Here is a 21,213-nt window from a genome sequence, read left to right on the forward strand (position 1 = left end):
TGTGATTTCGGAGGAAGAAAATTGTGGAAAACAAAAATCAGACAATGTTACAGCGGGGAATAACATTGTTGACAGTTATTATTGGAAATGCTATGTACGCAGCGGTCGCAGTATTATTTCTGCTTCCGTCAGGACTGCCGACCGGAGGAACGACAGGTATTGCGCTTTTAGTGAACAGATTGACCGGATTATCCGTTTCGATGTTCGTGCTGGGATTTAATATTGTGATGCTGGTGGTCGGATTTATTTTTCTTGGAAAGAAATTCGCATTTACGACTATTGTAAGTACATTTACTTATCCAATCTGCCTGGAGTTATTCGGACAGATCTTTGCAAATGTACATTTCACAGACGATATCTGGCTGAATACGATATTCTCCGGGCTGGGAATCGGAGTGGGGCTTGGAAGCGTCATTCGTATGGGAGCATCCACCGGAGGTATGGATATTCCGCCGTTGATTTTGAATAAATATTTCAAGATACCCGTGTCGGTCAGCCTGAATGCATTTGATATATGTATCCTGCTTGGCCAGGCTATCCTCATACCGCCTGAAATGCTGTTATATGGAGTTATTCTTGTTATAACCTATACAACAGTGCTGAATAAGGTATTGCTCCTTGGCGGCTCTAAAATGGAGGTTAAGATCATCAGCAGAGATCCGGAGCCGATCCGCCAGGCGATTATCGGGCATCTGGACCGGGGACTTACAATTTTGCGTGCAGAAGGTGGATATTCGCAGGAAGACCGCCAGGTGCTTCTCGTTGTTGTGTCAAATCGTGAACTGCATCAGTTGGAGCGTATTGTAAAGAATATTGATCCGGAAAGCTTTGTGATCGTAAGTGAAGTCAGAGAAGTCAGCGGTCGTGGATTTTCATTGACAAAAGAGCACAAGAGTACTCAGAGCGAAGAAAATAGTGCCAGTGCAAATGTGAAGTAAGAGTTTGAAAAAATAAAATAAAAAAATGATTGACATTAGGGTAAACCTCTAGTATAATCATTTTTGCTGGAGAAATACTCAAGAGGCTGAAGAGGCGCCCCTGCTAAGGGTGTAGGTCGGGTGACCGGCGCGAGGGTTCAAATCCCTCTTTCTCCGTAGGTAAGAGATTTGGAAGAAATTCCAAATCTCTTTTTTTCGTTCTAAGCAAAGACCGCTACTTGAAATTTACATTTGCCTGGGGTACTATCTTTTTAAATAAACTACACGTATAGAAGGAAAGATGTATAAGAAACAGAGAATGGAGAAAAAGTATGGATGATAAAGAACTTGGACGCATGCTTCGGCTTGAGAAGGTAGAAGAGAATACATTTCCAGAGGAAAAGACAAAAGAAGTATTACAAAAAGAAAAGCATGATCAGCTCAAATTCCGTCTGAAGAAACGAATCCGTCCGGAAGTATTTGCACGGATGCCGGAAGAAATACAGGATTTCCTGATAGATATGGATCCGACAGACATGAAAGAAGTATATATATCTACATTGCTGAATCTTCCATGGGAGTCTGAGTTCAAGGTTCCAAAGATTGAGTTAATGGAAGCCAAGACGATGTTGGACAGTTCCCATTATGCTATGCTGGAGGTAAAAGAGAAGGTATTACGTTATATGGCTTGCCAGAAGTACCTTGGAAAGAACTACGGGGCAGTTATGCTGCTTGCCGGACCTCCCGGAGTAGGCAAGACATCCATTGCAGTTTCGATTGCAAAGGCGATGGGAAGACCTTGTGTGAAAATATCACTGGCAGGTGTTTCGGATGCATTATTTCTACGAGGAACACAGACAGTATTCAATAATGCCAAGCCGGGAAGGATTGTGGATGCTCTGGTACATGGGAAAAGCTTCTGCCCATTGATCTTATTGGATGAAATTGACAAAATGGGGAGTTCCATCGAACATGGCTGCCCGGAAAATGTACTTCTTGACATATTAGACAGTGACCGTTCAAAATTTGTAGATAACTATCTGGGATTTCCGCTGGATCTGTCAAATGTAATTTTTGTGGCAACAGCTAATAGTCTTGAACCGTTGTCGCCGATATTACAGGATCGTCTGGACATTGTAGAATTACCTCCATATACGATAAGAGACAAAAAGCAAATTGTGAAAGGATACATTTGGCCAAAACTGATCAAGGAGTATCAAATAGAGCAGGTAGATATTGAGGAAGATGCAATAGAAGAATTGATTGCACTGTGTCCGGAGGAAGGTGTCCGTGACCTTGAAAGGATCTGCCGGAAAATGTGTGAATCTGTTATTAGTTTATATTATGTAGAAGGAAATATCATAAAGAACATCAAAGCAGAGAATCTGGCAAAAATAATGGGACCTATTTATTATAGATAAGATTGTAATAATGGGCACTATATTTTGTATGTTATATGCGTGTAAACACTAAGTATAGATGCGAAAAATTAATGAGAAAAAGATGTAAAAAAAGATGAATAAAAGTATTGACATATGGTTGTCCAAATGATATTATAACTAAGCTGATTCGCGAGAAAACAATTCTTAAGAATCAAAAAAAAGAATAAAAAAGTTATTGACAAGAGTTAATAATTATGATATTCTAGATAAGCTGTTTCGAACGACAGAGACGATCAAAACGGACAGCAAAAAAGAAAAATAAAAAAGTTGTTGACAAGCGATTGCGAATGTGATAATATAAATGAGCTGTTGCTGAGGCGACAACAAAAAGAACCTTGATAATTAAATAATAGACAACAACCCTGAAGATTCTTTAAGAGAAAATTCAGAACGGACATTGAATAACAATGTCAACCTTAAAACAGTAAAAGGGATAAGAAAGCTAGTAGTTTTCTTGACCTGGAACGAACTTTGATTTTAAATCCGAGTCAAATCGGAATTAAGATTTTTAAACGAGAGTTTGATCCTGGCTCAGGATGAACGCTGGCGGCGTGCTTAACACATGCAAGTCGAGCGAAGCACTTAAGTTTGATTCTTCGGATGAAGACTTTTGTGACTGAGCGGCGGACGGGTGAGTAACGCGTGGGTAACCTGCCTCATACAGGGGGATAACAGTTAGAAATGGCTGCTAATACCGCATAAGACCACAGTACTGCATGGTACAGTGGTAAAAACTCCGGTGGTATGAGATGGACCCGCGTCTGATTAGGTAGTTGGTGAGGTAACGGCCCACCAAGCCGACGATCAGTAGCCGACCTGAGAGGGTGACCGGCCACATTGGGACTGAGACACGGCCCAGACTCCTACGGGAGGCAGCAGTGGGGAATATTGCACAATGGGCGAAAGCCTGATGCAGCGACGCCGCGTGAAGGATGAAGTATTTCGGTATGTAAACTTCTATCAGCAGGGAAGAAAATGACGGTACCTGACTAAGAAGCCCCGGCTAACTACGTGCCAGCAGCCGCGGTAATACGTAGGGGGCAAGCGTTATCCGGATTTACTGGGTGTAAAGGGAGCGTAGACGGCTGTGCAAGTCTGAAGTGAAAGGCATGGGCTCAACCTGTGGACTGCTTTGGAAACTGTGCAGCTAGAGTGTCGGAGAGGTAAGTGGAATTCCTAGTGTAGCGGTGAAATGCGTAGATATTAGGAGGAACACCAGTGGCGAAGGCGGCTTACTGGACGATGACTGACGTTGAGGCTCGAAAGCGTGGGGAGCAAACAGGATTAGATACCCTGGTAGTCCACGCCGTAAACGATGACTGCTAGGTGTCGGGTAGCAAAGCTATTCGGTGCCGCAGCTAACGCAATAAGCAGTCCACCTGGGGAGTACGTTCGCAAGAATGAAACTCAAAGGAATTGACGGGGACCCGCACAAGCGGTGGAGCATGTGGTTTAATTCGAAGCAACGCGAAGAACCTTACCTGATCTTGACATCCCGATGACCGCTTCGTAATGGAAGCTTTTCTTCGGAACATCGGTGACAGGTGGTGCATGGTTGTCGTCAGCTCGTGTCGTGAGATGTTGGGTTAAGTCCCGCAACGAGCGCAACCCTTATCTTCAGTAGCCAGCATTTAGGATGGGCACTCTGGAGAGACTGCCAGGGATAACCTGGAGGAAGGTGGGGATGACGTCAAATCATCATGCCCCTTATGACCAGGGCTACACACGTGCTACAATGGCGTAAACAAAGGGAGGCAGAGCCGCGAGGCCGAGCAAATCTCAAAAATAACGTCTCAGTTCGGATTGTAGTCTGCAACTCGACTACATGAAGCTGGAATCGCTAGTAATCGCAGATCAGAATGCTGCGGTGAATACGTTCCCGGGTCTTGTACACACCGCCCGTCACACCATGGGAGTCAGTAACGCCCGAAGTCAGTGACCCAACCGAAAGGAGGGAGCTGCCGAAGGTGGGACCGATAACTGGGGTGAAGTCGTAACAAGGTAGCCGTATCGGAAGGTGCGGCTGGATCACCTCCTTTCTAAGGAAGATGGATAAAGTAGGTTGCAAAGCAGCCGAATCAATCCAACTAAAACGGAAAAAGTAAGGGTTGTTGTCTGTTATTTAGTTATTAAGGCTGTAAAAAGCTTAATAAGTATTTCTGGTGGCGATGCGCTTAGGGGACACACCCGTTCCCATCCCGAACACGATGGTTAAGACCTAAGCGGCCGATGGTACTTTACTGGAGACGGTATGGGAGAGTAGGTGGCTGCCAGACTATAAAAATAATGAGTTCATTGAAAATGAACGAATATATTTTTAAGTCGTTCGCTGACAACAGGAAGCGAACAACCAAATTTTAAGATGGGCTTATAGCTCAGCTGGTTAGAGCGCACGCCTGATAAGCGTGAGGTCGGTGGTTCGAGTCCACTTAAGCCCAGACCTTTGAAAAAGCTCATAGGTTGAGAAAATTAAATATGGGGGATTAGCTCAGTTGGGAGAGCGCCTGCCTTGCAAGCAGGAGGTCACGAGTTCGAATCTCGTATTCTCCACTTGATGATTGAAAAAATCATCAGTCATGTACCTTGAAAATTGCATATAAGAAATATAGATAAGATATTAAATATCTAATCAAGACATCCGAGGTAATTGTTATAAACAGAGTAATAATTACTACACAATTCGAAGAAAACGAATTCAAAAAATTGACCTAGAAGCCAACGCATGCAACGCTATGCATGTGTAAGCAATCATTCATTCCCGTGGATGAGAGCAAGTTGGTTATGCTAATAAGAGCGTATGGTGGATGCCTTGGCACTAAGAGCCGATGAAAGACGTGATAAGCTGCGAAAAGCTTCGGGGAGGAGCAAATATCCTATGATCCGGAGATCTCTGAATGGGGAAACCCACCTGAGCAAACCTCAGGTATCCTAACGCCAATACATAACGTTAGGAGGGGAACCCGGTGAACTGAAACATCTAAGTAGCCGGAGGAAGAGAAAACAACATGTGATTCTGGAAGTAGCGGCGAGCGAAACCGGAAGAGCCCAAACCGGAGTGCGTGCACTCCGGGGTTCGGACCGCGGAATTGATCCAAAAGACTTAACAGAACGGCCTGGGAAGGCCGGCCAGAGAGGGTGAAAGCCCCGTAAGTGAAAGGTCGATTGGCATGGCGGTATCCAGAGTAGGTCGAGACACGTGGAACCTTGACTGAATATGCGGGGACCACCCCGTAAGGCTAAATACTCCTTAGTGACCGATAGCGCATAGTACTGTGAAGGAAAGGTGAAAAGGACCCCGGGAGGGGAGTGAAAAAGAACCTGAAACCATATGTTTATAAGCTGTGGAACCACTTTAAATGTGGAACCGCGTACTTTTTGTAGAACGGTCCGGCGAGTTACGCTGGCTGGCGAGGTTAAGTCCTTAAGGGATGGAGCCGAAGGGAAACCAAGTCTGAATAGGGCGAAGAGTCAGTCGGAGTAGACCCGAAACCGGGTGACCTATCCATGTCCAGGATGAAGTTGCCGTAAAAGGCAATGGAGGTCCGAACCCACATCCGTTGAAAAGGGTGGGGATGAGGTGTGGATAGGGGAGAAATTCCAATCGAACCCGGAGATAGCTGGTTCTCCTCGAAATAGCTTTAGGGCTAGCCTCATACAAGTCTTGCGGAGGTAGAGCACTGAATTTCCTAGGGGGCGTCAAAGCTTACCGAAGAATATCAAACTCCGAATGCCGCGTAGATGGTGTATGGGAGTCAGACTGCACGAGATAAGTTGGGTAGTCAAAAGGGAAAGAGCCCAGACCTGCAGCTAAGGTCCCAAAATGTGTGTTAAGTGGAAAAGGATGTGGGATTTCGAAGACAACTAGGATGTTGGCTCAGAAGCAGCCATACATTCAAAGAGTGCGTAATAGCTCACTAGTCGAGAGGTCCTGCGCCGAAAATGTCCGGGGCTGAAACACACTACCGAAGCTCAGGAATGTACTTGTACATTGGTAGAGGAGCATTGTATACGGGAAGAAGCAGTACCGATAAGGAGCTGTGGACTGTATAGAAGAGAGAATGCCGGAATGAGTAGCGAGAGGAAGGTGAGAATCCTTCCGGCCGAATATCTAAGGTTTCCAGAGTAAAGCTGATCTGCTCTGGGTAAGTCGGGGCCTAAGGCCAGGTCGAAAGACGTAACCGATGGACAACAGGTTGAAATTCCTGTACCGCGATATAACAGAACTGTGGGGACACGTGTGGAGAGCACAAGCCGGGAATGGAAAGCCCGGCGCAAGCAAGGTAGGAGTCGTACTGGCAAATCCGTACGGCAATCCGAAGATGTGATGCGTACCGAATTAAGAGTAGGGAAGAGTGTGAGCCATGCGTCAAGAAAAGCCGCTATTGTTTGTATCGCGCCCGTACCGTAAACCGACACAGGTGGATGAGGAGAGAATCCTAAGGCCGACGGGAGAAGCATTGTTAAGGAACTCGGCAAAATGACTCCGTAACTTCGGGAGAAGGAGTGCCACTGAGAGGTGGCCGCAGAGAATTGGCCCAAGCAACTGTTTAGCAAAAACACAGGTCTATGCAAAACCGAAAGGTGAAGTATATGGGCTGACGCCTGCCCGGTGCTGGAAGGTTAAGGGGAGAGGTTAGCGCAAGCGAAGCTTTGAACTTAAGCCCCAGTAAACGGCGGCCGTAACTATAACGGTCCTAAGGTAGCGAAATTCCTTGTCGGGTAAGTTCCGACCCGCACGAAAGGCGTAATGATTTGGGCACTGTCTCAACAATGCACCCGGTGAAATTGAAATACCAGTGAAGATGCTGGTTACCTGCGCCAGGACGGAAAGACCCCATGGAGCTTTACTCCAGCTTGATACTGGGATTCGGTATTGCATGTACAGGATAGGTGGGAGGCTTTGAAGCGGTGACGCCAGTTGCCGTGGAGCTGCTGTTGGGATACCACCCTTGCAGTACTGGGTTTCTAACCAGCGGCCTTAAACAGGTCGGGGGACAATGTCAGGTGGGGAGTTTGACTGGGGCGGTCGCCTCCGAAAGGGTATCGGAGGCGCTCAAAGGTTCCCTCAGAATGGTCGGAAACCATTCGAAGAGTGCAAAGGCAGAAGGGAGCTTGACTGCGACACCGACGGGTGGAGCAGGTACGAAAGTAGGACTTAGTGATCCGGTGGTATAAAGTGGGATTGCCATCGCTCAACGGATAAAAGCTACCCTGGGGATAACAGGCTTATCACTCCCAAGAGTTCACATCGACGGAGTGGTTTGGCACCTCGATGTCGGCTCATCGCATCCTGGGGCTGAAGTAGGTCCCAAGGGTTGGGCTGTTCGCCCATTAAAGCGGTACGCGAGCTGGGTTCAGAACGTCGTGAGACAGTTCGGTCCCTATCCGGCGTGGGCGTAGGATATTTGAGAGGAGCTGTCCTTAGTACGAGAGGACCGGGATGGACTGGCCGCTGGTTGATCTGTTGTTCTGCCAAGAGCATAGCAGAGTAGCCAAGCCGGGACGGGATAAACGCTGAAGGCATCTAAGCGTGAAGCCCCCCTCAAGATGAGATATCCCAACGCAAGTTGTAAGACCCCTTGAAGACGACGAGGTAGATAGGACAGAGGTGGAAGTGTGGTAACACATGGAGCTGACTGTTACTAATAGGTCGAGGGCATAACCAAGTAAGGTGGATAGGTAAAGATGTTAAAAAGTTTCTTATATGCGATTTTGAAGGTACATCCTTCATAAGGCCCAGTGGCTCAGTTGGTTAGAGCGCCGCCCTGTCACGGCGGAGGTCGAGAGTTCGAGTCTCTTCTGGGTCGTTATGGGATCATAGCTCAGCTGGGAGAGCATCTGCCTTACAAGCAGAGGGTCATAGGTTCGAGCCCTATTGGTCCCATTACAACTTAAAAGTTGTTAGTTATATTGAATATGGGTGGATTCCCGAGTGGCCAAAGGGGACAGACTGTAAATCTGCTGCTTAATGCTTCGGTGGTTCGAATCCACCTCCACCCATTAGCCTAAAGGCTTGCGCCGATGTGGCTCAATTGGCAGAGCAGCTGATTTGTAATCAGCAGGTTATCGGTTCGAGTCCGATCATCGGCTTAACTCTTTTAAAGAGAAATTTTAATATCGCGGGGTGGAGCAGTCTGGAAGCTCGTCGGGCTCATAACCCGAAGGTCGTAGGTTCAAATCCTGCCCCCGCAACTTACATTGGCAATAGCTGATGTGATGAATGCCCAGATAGCTCAGTTGGTAGAGCAGAGGACTGAAAATCCTCGTGTCACTGGTTCGATTCCGGTTCTGGGCATTTTCCTTTATGATATGCATAATGGAAGAAACGGGCGTGTAGCTCAGGTGGTAGAGCACTTGACTTTTAATCAAGTTGTCCGGGGTTCGAATCCCCGCACGCTCATGTAGACAAGCAAGAACTTTAAAGGTTCTTGCTTTTTTTTGTACTTTTATTTAATATTATGTATAAGAGATATTATAGACGACAGGAGAGGCAACAGAAGTTATGAGCTAAACAATAAAAAGTACAAATGAGGATGAAGAGTTATGGGGAAAAAGAGAAGATACATCACAGGGCTTGATGGCATAAGAGCAATTGCGGTTATTATGGTACTGTCATATCATTTGAAGCTGGCTTTATTTAAGAGCGGCTTTCTTGGTGTGACAGTATTTTTTGTTTTATCAGGATATTTAATTACAGGTATTCTGATTTCCGAAGTGGAAGAAGAAGGAACAATAGATTTGAAGAACTTTTGGTTGAGACGTATCAGGCGTCTTGTTCCTGCAGTCATGTCAATGGCAGTTGTTATAATATTTGTCAGCGCAGTCGTAAACAGGATTATTTTTACAAAGGGCTGCAAGGATTTCCTGGCATCTGTTCTGGGATTTAATAACTGGTGGCAGATTTTTAATAAGGTATCTTACTTTGAAGCGGCCGGAGTACCATCCCCATTTACGCATTGTTGGTCACTGGCGATTGAAACACAATTTTATCTGATATATCCATTGATTCTTCTGGGAATCTATAAGTTAGCAAAAAGCAGAGGAGAGGGACGGGCAAAGAGAGGTCTTTTGTTTGCCGGAGTAACGTTGTTGCTGGCGCTGATCTCAGTTATTTTGATGATTGTATTATTTGATCCACAGCAGGATGCCAGCCGGGTATATTATGGGACAGACACGAGAGCATTTTCTCTTCTGTTCGGTGCATTACTTGCAATTCTGTGGGAGTACCGGATGGTTCCAAGAAGACTTTCGGCAAGTGTCAATATGGTCTTGGGCAGTGTGTCTTTTGCAGCATTGCTTGTGATGACGATAGCAATCAATGGTTCCAGTAATTTTTGGTACAGAGGAGGACAATTTGTTGGAACAATTCTGACCGTATTGATGGTCTATGCAGTATCAGGACGAAAGACCTGGCTTAGCAGATTCTTAAGTAACCCAGTATTGAAATGGATTGGGGATCGTTCATACAGCATATATCTGTGGCATTATCCAATCATTTTGTTAATCAGTAAGGGGATAAAGGCATCCTGGTGGATTACATTAATTGAGATTGTATTAAGTGTTGTCATGGCAGAGCTTTCTTATCGTTTTATCGAGACGCCGATCCGCCATGGTATTATTGGGGAATATTTGAACATTTTAAGAAGCAGACCGAAATCCAGACAGGAGAAAAAGCGTCAGGTACAGGTGGCAAGAAGAAGTTTGAAGGTAATGGCAGGTACATTTGTACTGACTGTGTCACTGATACTTTGTATGGTATTCGTGCCGAAGAAAAATGCATTGGATACATTGCAAAAACGTGAGGCAAAGGCAGAAGAGACAGGTAAGATGACGGAAGAACAACTCGCAAAGCAGAACGCGAAAGGCTCAGAGAGTGATGATACCATCTGTACGGCTGATCTGACAGATGATGAGATTCTGGAAGGTTTAAATCTCCTGCTCATCGGAGATTCTATTGCAGTTGATGTGACAGATGATTTTTATGAAATATTTCCCAACAGCGTCAGTGATACAAAAATCGGACGGATTACATCACTTGGTAAACAAGTTCTTGATTCCTACATTGACGAAAAGAAATGGGAAGGAGAAGGCGTAATATTTGCATCACTTTCGAACAGTCCGATCAATGGTGAACTTGAAGATATTCGGGAGAAGATAGGAAAGGATATGCCATTGTTTCTGACAACAGTCCGGATTCCGCATGATACGTTCGAAGAGGAAAGCAACAGCAAGATAAAAAAATTTGTAGAAGAAAATAATCATACATATCTGATCGACTGGTATGCTGCAAGCGAGGGTCATGATGAGTATTTTGATGCAGACGATACACATTTGCTCCCGGCAGGTGCGAAAGCATATGCAAAATGTATCAAGGAGGCTGTACTGGCTGCATATAAGAAAGAGAATATCGAAATTCCTAAGTCAAGATTGAGCAGTGGTGCAGATACAAGTACGGACAGCAGTAATGCCAGTAGTACAGATTCCAATACGGATAGTAGCAATGACAATCGTACAGATACAAGTACAGAATAGTTGTTATTTACTGAGAAAAACGCATGTAAAACTGGCGTAAAGGCTGTAAATACGGTGTCAGATATTTAACGATAATCACTGATAGAATTCTAACAAGTAAGAAAAATATTTAACGCTTGACTTTATTATCAGACAGCTGTATTCTGAGGTTAAGTTGAAGGAAGGACTTGTGAGATACCACTATCATGTGAGACGCGACACATGGAATGATAGACTGGAGCCGAAGGGGCAAGCAGAAACTCTCAGGCAAAAGGAACGGGTCTGGACAACACTCTGGAGAACAATGGAAGGGATTGTACCGAAGAAGTAACTTACCTGCCATACACGCGAAGACCGGTAAGTAATCTTTCAGGTGAAAGGACAGAGGCAGATAAAAAATAATTAGTCTTAAGATTGTTAAGAAATTATTTTTTACCTGCTTTTTTTGTACCCTTTTTTAAAAATTTTTGGGGAAATTTGGAGGATGATTAGAAAATGAACATGGTTGAACAGGTAACAGATTATGTGAAGAACTATGACGAAGAGGTTGGAAAAGCAATTGAGTTGGAGCTTGGACGCCAGAGAAGAAACCTGGAGCTGATTGCATCTGAGAACATTATCAGCCCGGCAGTGATGATGGCTATGGCAACTGTACCGGCAAATAAATACGCAGAAGGATATCCGGGCAAGAGATATTATGGGGGCTGCGAGAATGTAGATATCGTTGAAAATCTGGCAATTGAGAGATTAAAAGAATTATTTGGCTGTGATCATGCATGTGTTCAGCCACATTCAGGAGCAAATGCAAACAATGCAGTATATCAGGCACTGATTAAACCGGGTGACACAGTAATGGGACTGAACCTGGCACACGGCGGACATCTGACACATGGATCACCGGTAAACCAATCCGGTATTTTATATAATTTTGTTCCTTACAACATCAATGATGACGGAGTACTGGATTACGATGAGATTCGAAAACTTGCACATGAATGTAAGCCGAAGATGATTGTTGCAGGAGCTTCCGCTTATCCAAGAGAGATCCGATTCGATATCTTTGCAGATATTGCAAAAGAAGTTGGCGCTTATCTCTTCGTAGATATGGCACATATCGCAGGACTGGTTGCAGCAGGACTTCACCAGAATCCGGTTCCATACGCAGATGTAGTTACAACGACAACGCACAAGACACTGAGAGGACCAAGAGGCGGAGTGATCATGTGTAAGGAAGAACATGCAAAAGCAATTAACAAAGCAATCTTCCCGGGAACTCAGGGGGGTCCGCTGATGCATATTATTGCAGCAAAAGCTGTCTGCTTCGGAGAGGCATTGAAACCAGAGTTCAAAGAGTATCAGAAGCAGGTAGTGAATAACGCGAAAGCACTTGCAGATGCATTGATTGCAGAAGGCTTCAATCTGGTAAGTGGTGGAACGGATAACCACTTGATGTTAGTAGATCTTCAGAACATGAACATTACCGGAAAAGAACTTCAGAACCGACTGGACGAGGTTTACATCACAGTCAATAAGAACTCAGTACCAAATGATCCGGCAAGCCCATTTGTAACAAGTGGAATCAGAATTGGTACACCGGCAGTTACAACAAGAGGACTGAAGGAAGAGGATATGAAGATAATCGCAAAACTGATCAAGATGACAGTGACAGACTTTGAGACAAAGGCAGATGAAATCAGAGATGAAGTTACAAAAATCTGCAAGAAATATCCATTATATGAATAAATTAATGTACCTATAATTAACGTCCCTATTAAAAACAAGAAGGAGGATATGATATGGAGTTAAAAACACCACTTTATGGTGCGCATGTGAAAGCAGGCGGTAAGATCGTTCCATTTGCAGGATATCTCTTACCGGTACAGTATGGAACAGGTGTTATCACAGAGCATATGGCAGTTAGAGAAAAAGCAGGACTTTTCGATGTGTCTCATATGGGAGAGGTATTGTGCCAGGGAAAAGATGCACTTGCAAACCTGCAGAAGCTGCTGACAAATGATTTTACCAACATGGTAGATGGGCAGGCAAGATACAGCCCGATGTGTAACGAGAATGGTGGAACGGTAGATGACCTGATTGTATACAAACGTGGAGATAATGATTACTTTATCGTAGTAAATGCGGCGAACAAAGATAAAGATTATCAGTGGATGTTAGACCATCAATTCGGAGAGGTCACATTTACAGATGCATCTTCTGAGTATGGGCAGATTGCACTTCAGGGACCAAAAGCAATGGAGATCCTGAAGAAATTAACGGCAGAAGAGAACATTCCAAAGAAATATTATCATGCAGTATTCGATACAGAGGTAGCTGGAATCCCATGTATCATTTCCAAGACAGGATACACAGGAGAGGACGGAGTCGAGTTATATCTGGCAAGTGAAAATGCTGAGAAAATGTGGGATGCACTTTTAGAGGCCGGAAAAGACGAAGGGTTGATTCCATGTGGACTTGGAGCCAGAGATACACTTCGTATGGAAGCAGCAATGCCGCTGTACGGACATGAGATGGATGATGAAATATCACCACTTGAGACAGGCCTGAAATTTGCAGTCAAGATGGGAAAAGAGGAAGACTTCATCGGAAAGAAAGCCATGGAAGAGCGTGGTGAGCCGAAGATTACAAGAATCGGACTCAAAGTAACCGGAAGAGGAATTATCCGTGAACATCAGGATATCTATGTTGGAGAAAAGAAAATCGGACATACAACAAGCGGAACACATTGTCCATTCCTGGGATATCCAATCGCAATGGCATTAGTAGATGCCGGAAGTGTAGAGATTGGTAATAAAGTAGAAGTAGATGTAAGAGGACGTAAAGTCGAGGCAGAAGTCATTGCACTGCCATTCTACAAGAGAGCAAAATAAGTTTTAGTGAAGGATTAAAAAAGAGAATATATAAAAAAGGAGATTATTAAGATGGAAATCAGAGAAGGATTATTATATGCAAAATCACACGAGTGGGTAAAAGAAGAGGGAGATGTTGTTACAATTGGTCTTACAGACTACGCACAGTCTGAGCTTGGAGACTTAGTATTTGTAAATCTTCCGGAAGAGGGAGACAGCGTATCCGTTGGTGAGGCATTTGGAGATGTTGAGTCTGTAAAGGCTGTTTCTGATGTATATTCACCAGTTTCCGGAGTTGTGTGTGAGATTAACGAGGAGCTCTTAGATGCACCGGAATCTATCAACGGAGCACCATATGATGCATGGTTTATCAAAGTAAAAGAAGTATCTGAGAAAGAGGAATTATTATCCCCATCAGAATACGAGGCATTTGTAGCAAGCGAGCAGTAAGACAAAGACGGGAGGTGGACGGCATATGGGAAGCTATGTACCGAATACGTTAGAAGAACGTCAGGAAATGTTAAAAGAAATCGGATACAATTCTATCGAGGATCTGTTCGCACATATTCCTGATGAGGTTAAAATCAAAGGCGGACTGAATATTCCGGAAGGAAAGTCAGAACTGGAAGTCCGCAGAGAGATGGAAAATATCGCATCAAAGAATCAGGTATTCAAGACCATTTTCCGAGGTGCAGGAGCATACAGACATTTTATTCCATCCATAGTGAACAGTGTGATTTCAAAAGAAAATCTGCTGACAGCATATACACCGTATCAGGCAGAGATCAGTCAGGGAATCTTACAGTCCATTTTTGAATATCAGACAATGATCTGTGATCTGACTGGAATGGACGTGTCTAATGCCTGCGTGTATGATGGTGCCGAGGCGGTAGCAGAAGGTGTGGCAATGTGCCAGGAGAGAAAGCGCAAGAAAGCATTCGTATCAGCAGCAATCCTGCCGGATGCACTGGCAACGATCCAGACATATTGTCATGGAAATGGAATGGAGATTGAAGTCATTCCGGAAAAAGACGGAGTGACAGATCTTGACTACTTAAAAGAGCATATTGATGAGCAGACAGCATGTGTCTACATCCAGCATCCGAACTATTACGGTAATCTGGAAGATGCACAGGCAATTGGGGAAATTGCTCATGGTGCCGGGGCAAAATATATCATGGGCGTAAATCCAATCTCCCTTGGAATCATTAAGACACCGGCAGAGTACGGTGCAGATGTGGCAGTTGGAGATGGACAGCCACTGGGACTTCCACTTGGATTTGGAGGACCATACTTAGGATTTATGGCAGCCACAGAAGGCATGATGAGAAAGCTTCCGGGAAGAATTGTCGGTCAGACAGAAGACCACAATGGAAAGACCGGATATGTATTAACACTTCAGGCAAGAGAGCAGCATATCCGTAGAGAAAAAGCTTCCAGTAACATTTGTTCCAATCAGGCACTTTGCGCGCTGGCAGTTGGCGTGTACATGTCAGCTATGGGAAGTGAAGGAATCAAAGAAGCAGCGCTTCAGTCTACTTCCAAAGCACATTATCTGGCAGCAGAGCTTGATAAAATCGGATTTAAAGTAGAGAATAAGGGAGAATTCTTCCATGAATTTGTAACTGTATCTGAAAAATGTCCTTGCGAGGCATTAAAGGCGCTGGAAGAGCATGGAATTCTGGGAGGATATCCACTTGGAAACCACCGAGTATTATGGTGCTGTACCGAGATGAACACGAAAGAAGAGATGGATGAAGTTGTCCGTATTTTAAAGGAGGTGTAGAGCATGTTAGTATTTGAAAAAAGCAGAGCCGGACGGGGCATGAGCATGCTCCCAGCCTGCGATGTAGAAATCAAAAAACCTGGCGAGAAGGATGCAAGACAAAAAGAGCTTCACCTTCCGCAAATGTCTGAGAATGACCTTTCCAGACACTATACAGAACTGGCAAAGAAATCCCATGGAGTCAATGATGGATTCTATCCACTTGGATCTTGTACGATGAAGTACAATCCGAAAATTAATGAAGATATGGCAGCATTGCCGGGATTTACCCAGATCCATCCGCTGCAGCCAGAACATTCTGTACAGGGATGCCTGGAAGTTCTGAAAAAATCCGAAGAATATCTGTGCGAGATCACAGGAATGGACGGTATGACATTTCAGCCTGCAGCAGGAGCTCACGGAGAGTTCACAGGTCTGATGCTCATTAAGGCATATCATGAGAGCAGAGGAGACGATAAGAGAACGAAGATTATCGTACCGGATTCTGCACATGGAACAAACCCGGCCAGTGCGACAATGGCAGGATATAAAGTGGTCAGCATTGCATCTGCACCGGACGGAGGAGTAGACCTTGAAGCGTTAAAGGCAGCTTGTGGGGAAGATACTGCCGGACTGATGCTGACCAATCCGAACACGGTTGGATTGTTTGACAAAAATATTTTAAAAATTACAGAAATCGTACATGAATGCGGTGGTCTTTGCTATTACGATGGAGCAAACCTGAATGCAGTTATGGGAACTGTAAGACCTGGAGATATGGGATTTGATGTTATTCATCTGAATCTTCATAAGACATTCTCAACACCTCATGGAGGAGGCGGTCCGGGAAGCGGACCGGTTGGCTGCAAGAGCATGCTGATGCAGTTCCTGCCATCCTACAGAGTGGTAGAAAAAGAAGGGGCTCTGGCAATGGAGAAAGCAGAGCACAGCATCGGTGAGATGAAAGAATTCTACGGAAACTTCCTTGTAGTTGTCAAAGCACTGACGTACCTGATGACACTTGGAAAAGAAGGAATTCCGGAGGCAAGCCAGAACGCAGTCCTTAATGCGAACTATATGATGAACAAGTTAAAAGACCTCTATACAATGGCATATGATGAGGTATGCATGCATGAGTTTGTTATGAGTCTGGAAGATCTTAAGAAGAAAGCAGGCGTATCTGCAATGGATATCGCAAAAGGACTTCTGGATAACGGAATCCATCCGCCTACAATGTACTTCCCATTAATCGTACATGAAGCGCTGATGGTAGAGCCGACAGAGACAGAGTCAAAAGAAGTACTGGATCATGCAATTGAGGTATTTCGTAAGCTTTACAATGACGCGCTTGAGAATCCGGAAAGCCTGCTTCAGGCACCAGTGACAACACCGGTCACAAGAATGGATGAGGTAGAGGCAGCAAGACATCCGGTACTCAAGTATAACTTTGAGGCGTAATTTCAGAAGTAGTGTAAATAAAAGCGAAAGATATTATTTGAAAATAGGATAAGGGGATCGCATATGGTAGAGAAGATTACTTACATTGAGAGCGGTCAGTTTCATCCATATAAAAATCTTGCAGTGGAGGAGTATTTACTCCTCCACTGTGAACCTCAGGAGTGTATTTTATATTTGTGGCAGAATCAGAATACCGTTGTAATCGGAAGAAATCAGAATGCCTGGAAAGAATGTAAAGTTGATAGTCTTGAGGAAAATGGAGGACATCTGGCACGTCGTCTTTCCGGTGGCGGAGCGGTATATCATGACCTGGGAAATCTGAATTTCACATTTCTCGTGTCAAAAGAAAATTATAGCATTGACAGACAGTTGGAAGTCATTGTCAAAGCAGTGCAAAAGTTAGGTGCAAAAGCGGAGAAGTCCGGAAGAAATGACATTTTGATTGATGGAAAGAAATTTTCCGGAAATGCATTTTATGAGCAGGAGCAGCATTGCTATCATCACGGAACATTGATGATGAATGTTAACAAAGAGATGCTTTCCAAATATCTGACTGTATCAAAGGAAAAATTACAGTCCAAAGGTGTGGACTCTGTAAAATCAAGAGTGACTAATCTGGTGGATTACATACCGGATCTTACACTGGAAGCATTGAAAAAAGCACTTCGTGAAGCATTTGAAGAAGTTTATGGTCTGACATCGAAAGAGTGTAAGATGGAAGATCTGGATCAGAAAGAAATCGAACAGCGGACGAAACATTTTTCTTCCTGGGACTGGCGCTATGGACGGAAAATTGATTTCCAGTATGAGATATCAAAGAGATTTTCGTGGGGGCAGATGAATATTCAGTTCCAGGTGGATAAAGGAAAAATCTCTGATGTCAATGTGTACTCGGATTCGCTGAAACCTATGACAATCGAGAAGCTTCCGAAGTATTTAAAAGGTATCCGTTATCATAAGAAGAATATTTGCTCAGAGCTTAGTCTTTACTGGGCCGAGGACAAGCAGGAAGAAGAGATGATAGCAGATATTATCGAGTGGATAAAAGAGGAAGAACTCTAGCAGAAAAATGTCTTTCCGAATTCAATTTAAGTGTTACATCCAGTTGAACAAGGTGGAAAGATATGAAAGAAGTTGTGGAAAAAGACACTGCCATTTGGCAGTATTGTGGATAATTACAGGAGGACATCAGTATGAGCGAGAAATATGATGTAATCGTGATCGGTGCCGGACCGGGAGGATATGTGGCAGCCATTAAAGCAGCGAAGCTTGGATTTAAAACAGCTGTTATTGAGGCAAGAGAAGCAGGCGGAACATGTCTGAATCGTGGATGTATTCCGGCAAAAGCAATGATTCATGCAGCAGAAGTATACAGAAGCGCAAAAGAGTGTGAGCGCTTTGGTATCCATGCAGAAAATGTAACATTTGATTTTGAAAAAATATTTGAATATAAAGAAGAGACAACAAAGCAGCTTGTTTCCGGTGTGGAAGGGCTGTTTAAGGGCAACGAAGTTGACCAGATCGCCGGAAAAGGAACCCTTCTTCCAGATAAGAAAGTAAAAGTTGTGTCTGAAGACGGAGAGAAGATTCTGGAGGCAGAACATATTATTCTGGCAGCAGGCTCTAAGCCGTTGATCCTGCCGATTCCGGGTATGGATCTTCCGGGAGTCCTGACCAGTGATGAACTGTTCCGTATGAAGAGTGTGCCGGAGAGCCTTACAATTATCGGTGGCGGAGTTATCAGTGTGGAATTCGCAACGGTCTACGCAGAACTTGGCTGTAAGGTGACGATTCTTGAGGCACTTCCGAGAATTCTTCCGAATATGGATAAGGAGATTTCTCAGAATCTGAAATTGATTTTGAAAAAACGTGGCATTGATATTCACACAGCAGCTGCTGTACAGGGTGTAGAAGCAGACGGAGACCAGTACATTTGTAAATATGTAGAGAAAGAAAAAGAAGAGAGTGTAACTTCTCAGTATGTACTTTGTGCAGTAGGAAGATGCCCGAACACAGACGGATTATTCGCAGAGGATGCGACTCCGGAGATGAACCGAGGACGTGTTGTTGTAAACGAAAAATTTGAGACAAGTATTCCGGGTGTATATGCAATCGGAGATCTGATCTTTGGAGCACAGCTTGCGCATGCGGCAAGTGCACAGGGAATCCAGGTTACAGAGCAGCTTGCCGGAAAAGAAGTGTCTGTAGATGTCAATGTAGTTCCGGGTTGTGTGTACACAGATCCTGAGATTGCATCTGTCGGTATCACAGAAGATGAGGCAAAAGAAAAAGGTATCTCCGTCAAAGTTGGTAAGTTCATTATGAGTGCCAACGGAAAATCTCTCATCACAAAAGAGGAGCGGGGATTTATTAAAATCGTTGCAGAAGAAGAGAGCGGCGTGATTGTCGGGGCACAGATGATGTGTGCAAGAGCAACTGATATGATTGGTGAGTTTGTAACTGCAGTAGCAAATAAGCTGACAGTATCACAGCTCCTGAAAGGAATGCGCGCACATCCGACCTATAATGAAGGAATCGGAGAGGCATTGGAAGAAATCGAAGGTGGAGCTATCCATGTAATGCCTAAGAAAAAGAAATAATTGAGAAAAGGAACAGATATATGGGAAGTATTTTTGATATTTTAGGACCAGTCATGGTCGGCCCATCTAGTTCCCATACAGCGGGAGCTGCCAGGATCGGTTACACGGCCAGGCAGCTCTTTGGCGAACCTGTGAAAAAGGCGGAAGTCTATCTACACGGATCATTTGCCGCTACAGGAAAGGGACATGGTACAGATCGGGCAATTATCGCCGGACTTCTTGGGATGAAACCAGATGACTTAAGAATTCCGGCAGCATTTGAAGAAGCAAAGAAAGCGGGGATGGAATTCACCATTTCCAATAAAGAATTAAAAAATGCACATCCGAATACAGCCAGAGTAATCATGGAGAATGAGCTGGGGAAAAAGATGACGATTCAGGCGTATTCTATCGGAGGCGGACGGATCCGAGTCAGTATTTTGGATGGAATTGAAGTAGATTTCAGTGGTGAGAGTAATACTTTGATCGTCCGGAATATAGATCGACCAGGGTGTATCACGGAGGTCACTGCAGCATTAAGTCATGAAAAGATTAATGTAGCGACGATGCAGGTATTTCGTCATAAGCGTGGAGGCAGTGCAGTTATGGTCGTAGAGACCGATCAGTCAATACCGGAAAATGTTGCAGTTGAATTGAAAAAGAAAGAAGATATCCTGGAAGTAATATTATTGAATCTTGAAGAAAGGGGGGCTTAACATGGCATATCAGTCAGTGGAAGAAATACAGAAGCGATGTGAAAAAGAGGGCATTCCTTTTTGGAAAGCAGTTCAGCTTGAAGATTGTGAGGAAAATGGTATTACGGAAGAAGAATCTTGGCAGCAGATGACTTTGATGTGGACTAGGATGAAGGAAAGCGTAGATGCATATGATTCTTGTGAACGATCTAGAAGTGGTCTTGTAGGAAAAGAAGGTGGACTTATGGATCAGTATCGTCTAAAGGAAAATACGCTTTGTGGTGATTTTGTATCAAAAGTTATTGCAAATGCTTTAAAAATGGGCTGCAATAATGCCTGTATGAAAAGAATCGTAGCGGCTCCGACTGCCGGGGCATGTGGCGTGATGCCGGCGGTTCTTGTGACGTATTGTAGAGAGTATGGAGTAGATGAAGACTGTATGATCGAAGCTATGTATGTAGCGGCAGGAATCGGGCAGGTCATTGCAAACCGAGCATCTCTGGCTGGGGCATCTGGAGGCTGTCAGGCAGAAATTGGTTCAGGATCTGGAATGACAGCGGCAGCAATCTGTGCAGTCAGAGGAGGAAGTGCTGTTCAGATGGGGCACGCTTGTGCGATGGCACTCAAGAATCTGATGGGACTTGTATGTGATCCGGTAGCAGGGCTTGTAGAAGTTCCGTGTGTAAAAAGAAATGTAGGCGGTGCAGTCAATGCACTGGCGGCAGCAGATATGTCGCTGGCTGGAATTATCAGCCAGATTCCAGTAGATCAGGTTATTGATGCAATGGGCGAAGTTGGAATGAAAATGGATGTAAGTCTCAGAGAGACAAGTCTTGGTGGAGTTGCTGTCAGTCCAAGAGGATTAGAAATTGCAGAGTCACTTGGACTGTAGTGAAAATAATGAGTGAAGATATAGAAAAAAAGCTGCCTTGTAAGACAGCTTTTTTTCTATAAGATTTATCAATAGGGAAATGAAAAC

General features: G+C 44.4%; 12 protein-coding genes, 10 tRNA genes, 3 rRNA genes and 1 riboswitch. All 25 genes read left to right on the forward strand.

The features are described from left to right. The first annotated feature begins 23 nt into the window (after positions 1-23). The 25 genes from NQ560_RS00110 to sdaAA all read left to right on the forward strand — a co-directional run bounded on the left by NQ560_RS00110 (position 24) and on the right by sdaAA (position 21,126). Positions 24-938, forward strand: a complete 915-nt coding sequence (locus tag NQ560_RS00110) for a YitT family protein (RefSeq protein ID WP_005334645.1) — start codon at positions 24-26, stop codon at positions 936-938. A 68-nt stretch (positions 939-1,006) separates the two neighbouring features. Next, a tRNA-Ser gene (locus tag NQ560_RS00115) sits at positions 1,007-1,094 on the forward strand. 155 nt (positions 1,095-1,249) lie between these two features. Continuing rightward, positions 1,250-2,338: an AAA family ATPase gene (locus tag NQ560_RS00120; protein ID WP_005334644.1), complete on the forward strand. Its 1,089-nt coding sequence runs from the start codon at positions 1,250-1,252 to the stop codon at positions 2,336-2,338. Positions 2,339-2,867: 529 nt separating this feature from the next. After that, positions 2,868-4,398: ribosomal RNA gene (locus NQ560_RS00125) — 16S ribosomal RNA — on the forward strand. A 119-nt stretch (positions 4,399-4,517) separates the two neighbouring features. Then, positions 4,518-4,635, forward strand: a 5S ribosomal RNA gene (gene rrf / locus NQ560_RS00130). An 88-nt stretch (positions 4,636-4,723) separates the two neighbouring features. Further along, positions 4,724-4,797 (forward strand) — tRNA-Ile (locus NQ560_RS00135). Positions 4,798-4,836: 39 nt separating this feature from the next. Next, positions 4,837-4,909: transfer RNA gene (locus tag NQ560_RS00140), tRNA-Ala, on the forward strand. 227 nt (positions 4,910-5,136) lie between these two features. Then, positions 5,137-8,025 (forward strand): 23S ribosomal RNA (locus tag NQ560_RS00145). The 16S, 23S and 5S rRNA genes sit together here with 9 tRNA genes alongside, the layout of an rRNA operon. A 67-nt stretch (positions 8,026-8,092) precedes the next feature. Then, positions 8,093-8,166 (forward strand) — tRNA-Asp (locus NQ560_RS00150). A 4-nt stretch (positions 8,167-8,170) separates the two neighbouring features. After that, positions 8,171-8,243: transfer RNA gene (locus tag NQ560_RS00155), tRNA-Val, on the forward strand. 34 nt (positions 8,244-8,277) lie between these two features. Further along, positions 8,278-8,359: transfer RNA gene (locus tag NQ560_RS00160), tRNA-Tyr, on the forward strand. Positions 8,360-8,376: 17 nt separating this feature from the next. Beyond that, positions 8,377-8,449: transfer RNA gene (locus NQ560_RS00165), tRNA-Thr, on the forward strand. A 28-nt stretch (positions 8,450-8,477) separates the two neighbouring features. Continuing rightward, positions 8,478-8,551: transfer RNA gene (locus tag NQ560_RS00170), tRNA-Met, on the forward strand. Positions 8,552-8,581: 30 nt separating this feature from the next. Continuing rightward, positions 8,582-8,654 (forward strand) — tRNA-Phe (locus NQ560_RS00175). A 32-nt stretch (positions 8,655-8,686) separates the two neighbouring features. Beyond that, positions 8,687-8,759 (forward strand) — tRNA-Lys (locus tag NQ560_RS00180). 143 nt (positions 8,760-8,902) lie between these two features. Beyond that, entirely contained in the window at positions 8,903-10,891 is a 1,989-nt protein-coding gene (locus NQ560_RS00185; protein ID WP_005333833.1) for an acyltransferase family protein, read from the forward strand. A 263-nt stretch (positions 10,892-11,154) separates the two neighbouring features. After that, positions 11,155-11,265, forward strand: a riboswitch (glycine riboswitch). Positions 11,266-11,371: 106 nt separating this feature from the next. Beyond that, on the forward strand, positions 11,372-12,613 hold the full coding sequence (locus NQ560_RS00190) for a serine hydroxymethyltransferase (RefSeq protein WP_040015547.1): 1,242 nt from the start codon (positions 11,372-11,374) through the stop codon (positions 12,611-12,613). 53 nt (positions 12,614-12,666) lie between these two features. Continuing rightward, positions 12,667-13,758, forward strand: a complete 1,092-nt coding sequence (gene gcvT, locus NQ560_RS00195) for a glycine cleavage system aminomethyltransferase GcvT (protein ID WP_005333839.1) — start codon at positions 12,667-12,669, stop codon at positions 13,756-13,758. A gap of 51 nt (positions 13,759-13,809) precedes the next feature. Continuing rightward, positions 13,810-14,187: a glycine cleavage system protein GcvH gene (gene gcvH, locus NQ560_RS00200; RefSeq protein ID WP_005333840.1), complete on the forward strand. Its 378-nt coding sequence runs from the start codon at positions 13,810-13,812 to the stop codon at positions 14,185-14,187. Between the two features lie 25 nt (positions 14,188-14,212). Next, a complete protein-coding gene (gene gcvPA, locus NQ560_RS00205; RefSeq protein WP_005333842.1) occupies positions 14,213-15,523 on the forward strand; it encodes an aminomethyl-transferring glycine dehydrogenase subunit GcvPA in 1,311 nt (436 codons plus the stop codon). A 3-nt stretch (positions 15,524-15,526) separates the two neighbouring features. Then, entirely contained in the window at positions 15,527-16,960 is a 1,434-nt protein-coding gene (gcvPB, locus tag NQ560_RS00210; protein ID WP_005333843.1) for an aminomethyl-transferring glycine dehydrogenase subunit GcvPB, read from the forward strand. Between the two features lie 63 nt (positions 16,961-17,023). Further along, positions 17,024-18,022: a lipoate--protein ligase gene (locus NQ560_RS00215; protein ID WP_005333844.1), complete on the forward strand. Its 999-nt coding sequence runs from the start codon at positions 17,024-17,026 to the stop codon at positions 18,020-18,022. 131 nt (positions 18,023-18,153) lie between these two features. Beyond that, entirely contained in the window at positions 18,154-19,560 is a 1,407-nt protein-coding gene (gene lpdA / locus NQ560_RS00220) for a dihydrolipoyl dehydrogenase (RefSeq protein WP_005333846.1), read from the forward strand. A gap of 20 nt (positions 19,561-19,580) precedes the next feature. Beyond that, complete coding sequence (gene sdaAB, locus NQ560_RS00225) at positions 19,581-20,255, forward strand: L-serine ammonia-lyase, iron-sulfur-dependent subunit beta (RefSeq protein ID WP_005333847.1); 675 nt, start codon at positions 19,581-19,583, stop codon at positions 20,253-20,255. 1 nt (position 20,256) lies between these two features. Beyond that, positions 20,257-21,126, forward strand: a complete 870-nt coding sequence (gene sdaAA / locus NQ560_RS00230) for an L-serine ammonia-lyase, iron-sulfur-dependent, subunit alpha (RefSeq protein ID WP_005333849.1) — start codon at positions 20,257-20,259, stop codon at positions 21,124-21,126. The last annotated feature ends 87 nt before the right edge of the window (positions 21,127-21,213 follow it).

The sequence above is a fragment of the Dorea formicigenerans genome (assembly GCF_025150245.1).
GTDB lineage: Bacteria > Bacillota > Clostridia > Lachnospirales > Lachnospiraceae > Dorea > Dorea formicigenerans.

Bases quoted from the DNA above. Each gene is read 5' to 3' on its own strand.
- NQ560_RS00120 (WP_005334644.1), top strand. From the start codon at position 1,250: ATGGATGATAAAGAACTTGGACGCATGCTTCGGCTTGAGAAGGTAGAA.
- NQ560_RS00215 (WP_005333844.1), top strand. From the start codon at position 17,024: ATGGTAGAGAAGATTACTTACATTGAGAGCGGTCAGTTTCATCCATAT.
- NQ560_RS00185 (WP_005333833.1), top strand. From the start codon at position 8,903: ATGGGGAAAAAGAGAAGATACATCACAGGGCTTGATGGCATAAGAGCA.
- sdaAA (WP_005333849.1), top strand. From the start codon at position 20,257: ATGGCATATCAGTCAGTGGAAGAAATACAGAAGCGATGTGAAAAAGAG.
- gcvPB (WP_005333843.1), top strand. From the start codon at position 15,527: ATGTTAGTATTTGAAAAAAGCAGAGCCGGACGGGGCATGAGCATGCTC.
- gcvH (WP_005333840.1), top strand. From the start codon at position 13,810: ATGGAAATCAGAGAAGGATTATTATATGCAAAATCACACGAGTGGGTA.
- sdaAB (WP_005333847.1), top strand. From the start codon at position 19,581: ATGGGAAGTATTTTTGATATTTTAGGACCAGTCATGGTCGGCCCATCT.
- NQ560_RS00190 (WP_040015547.1), top strand. From the start codon at position 11,372: ATGGTTGAACAGGTAACAGATTATGTGAAGAACTATGACGAAGAGGTT.
- gcvPA (WP_005333842.1), top strand. From the start codon at position 14,213: ATGGGAAGCTATGTACCGAATACGTTAGAAGAACGTCAGGAAATGTTA.
- lpdA (WP_005333846.1), top strand. From the start codon at position 18,154: ATGAGCGAGAAATATGATGTAATCGTGATCGGTGCCGGACCGGGAGGA.
- gcvT (WP_005333839.1), top strand. From the start codon at position 12,667: ATGGAGTTAAAAACACCACTTTATGGTGCGCATGTGAAAGCAGGCGGT.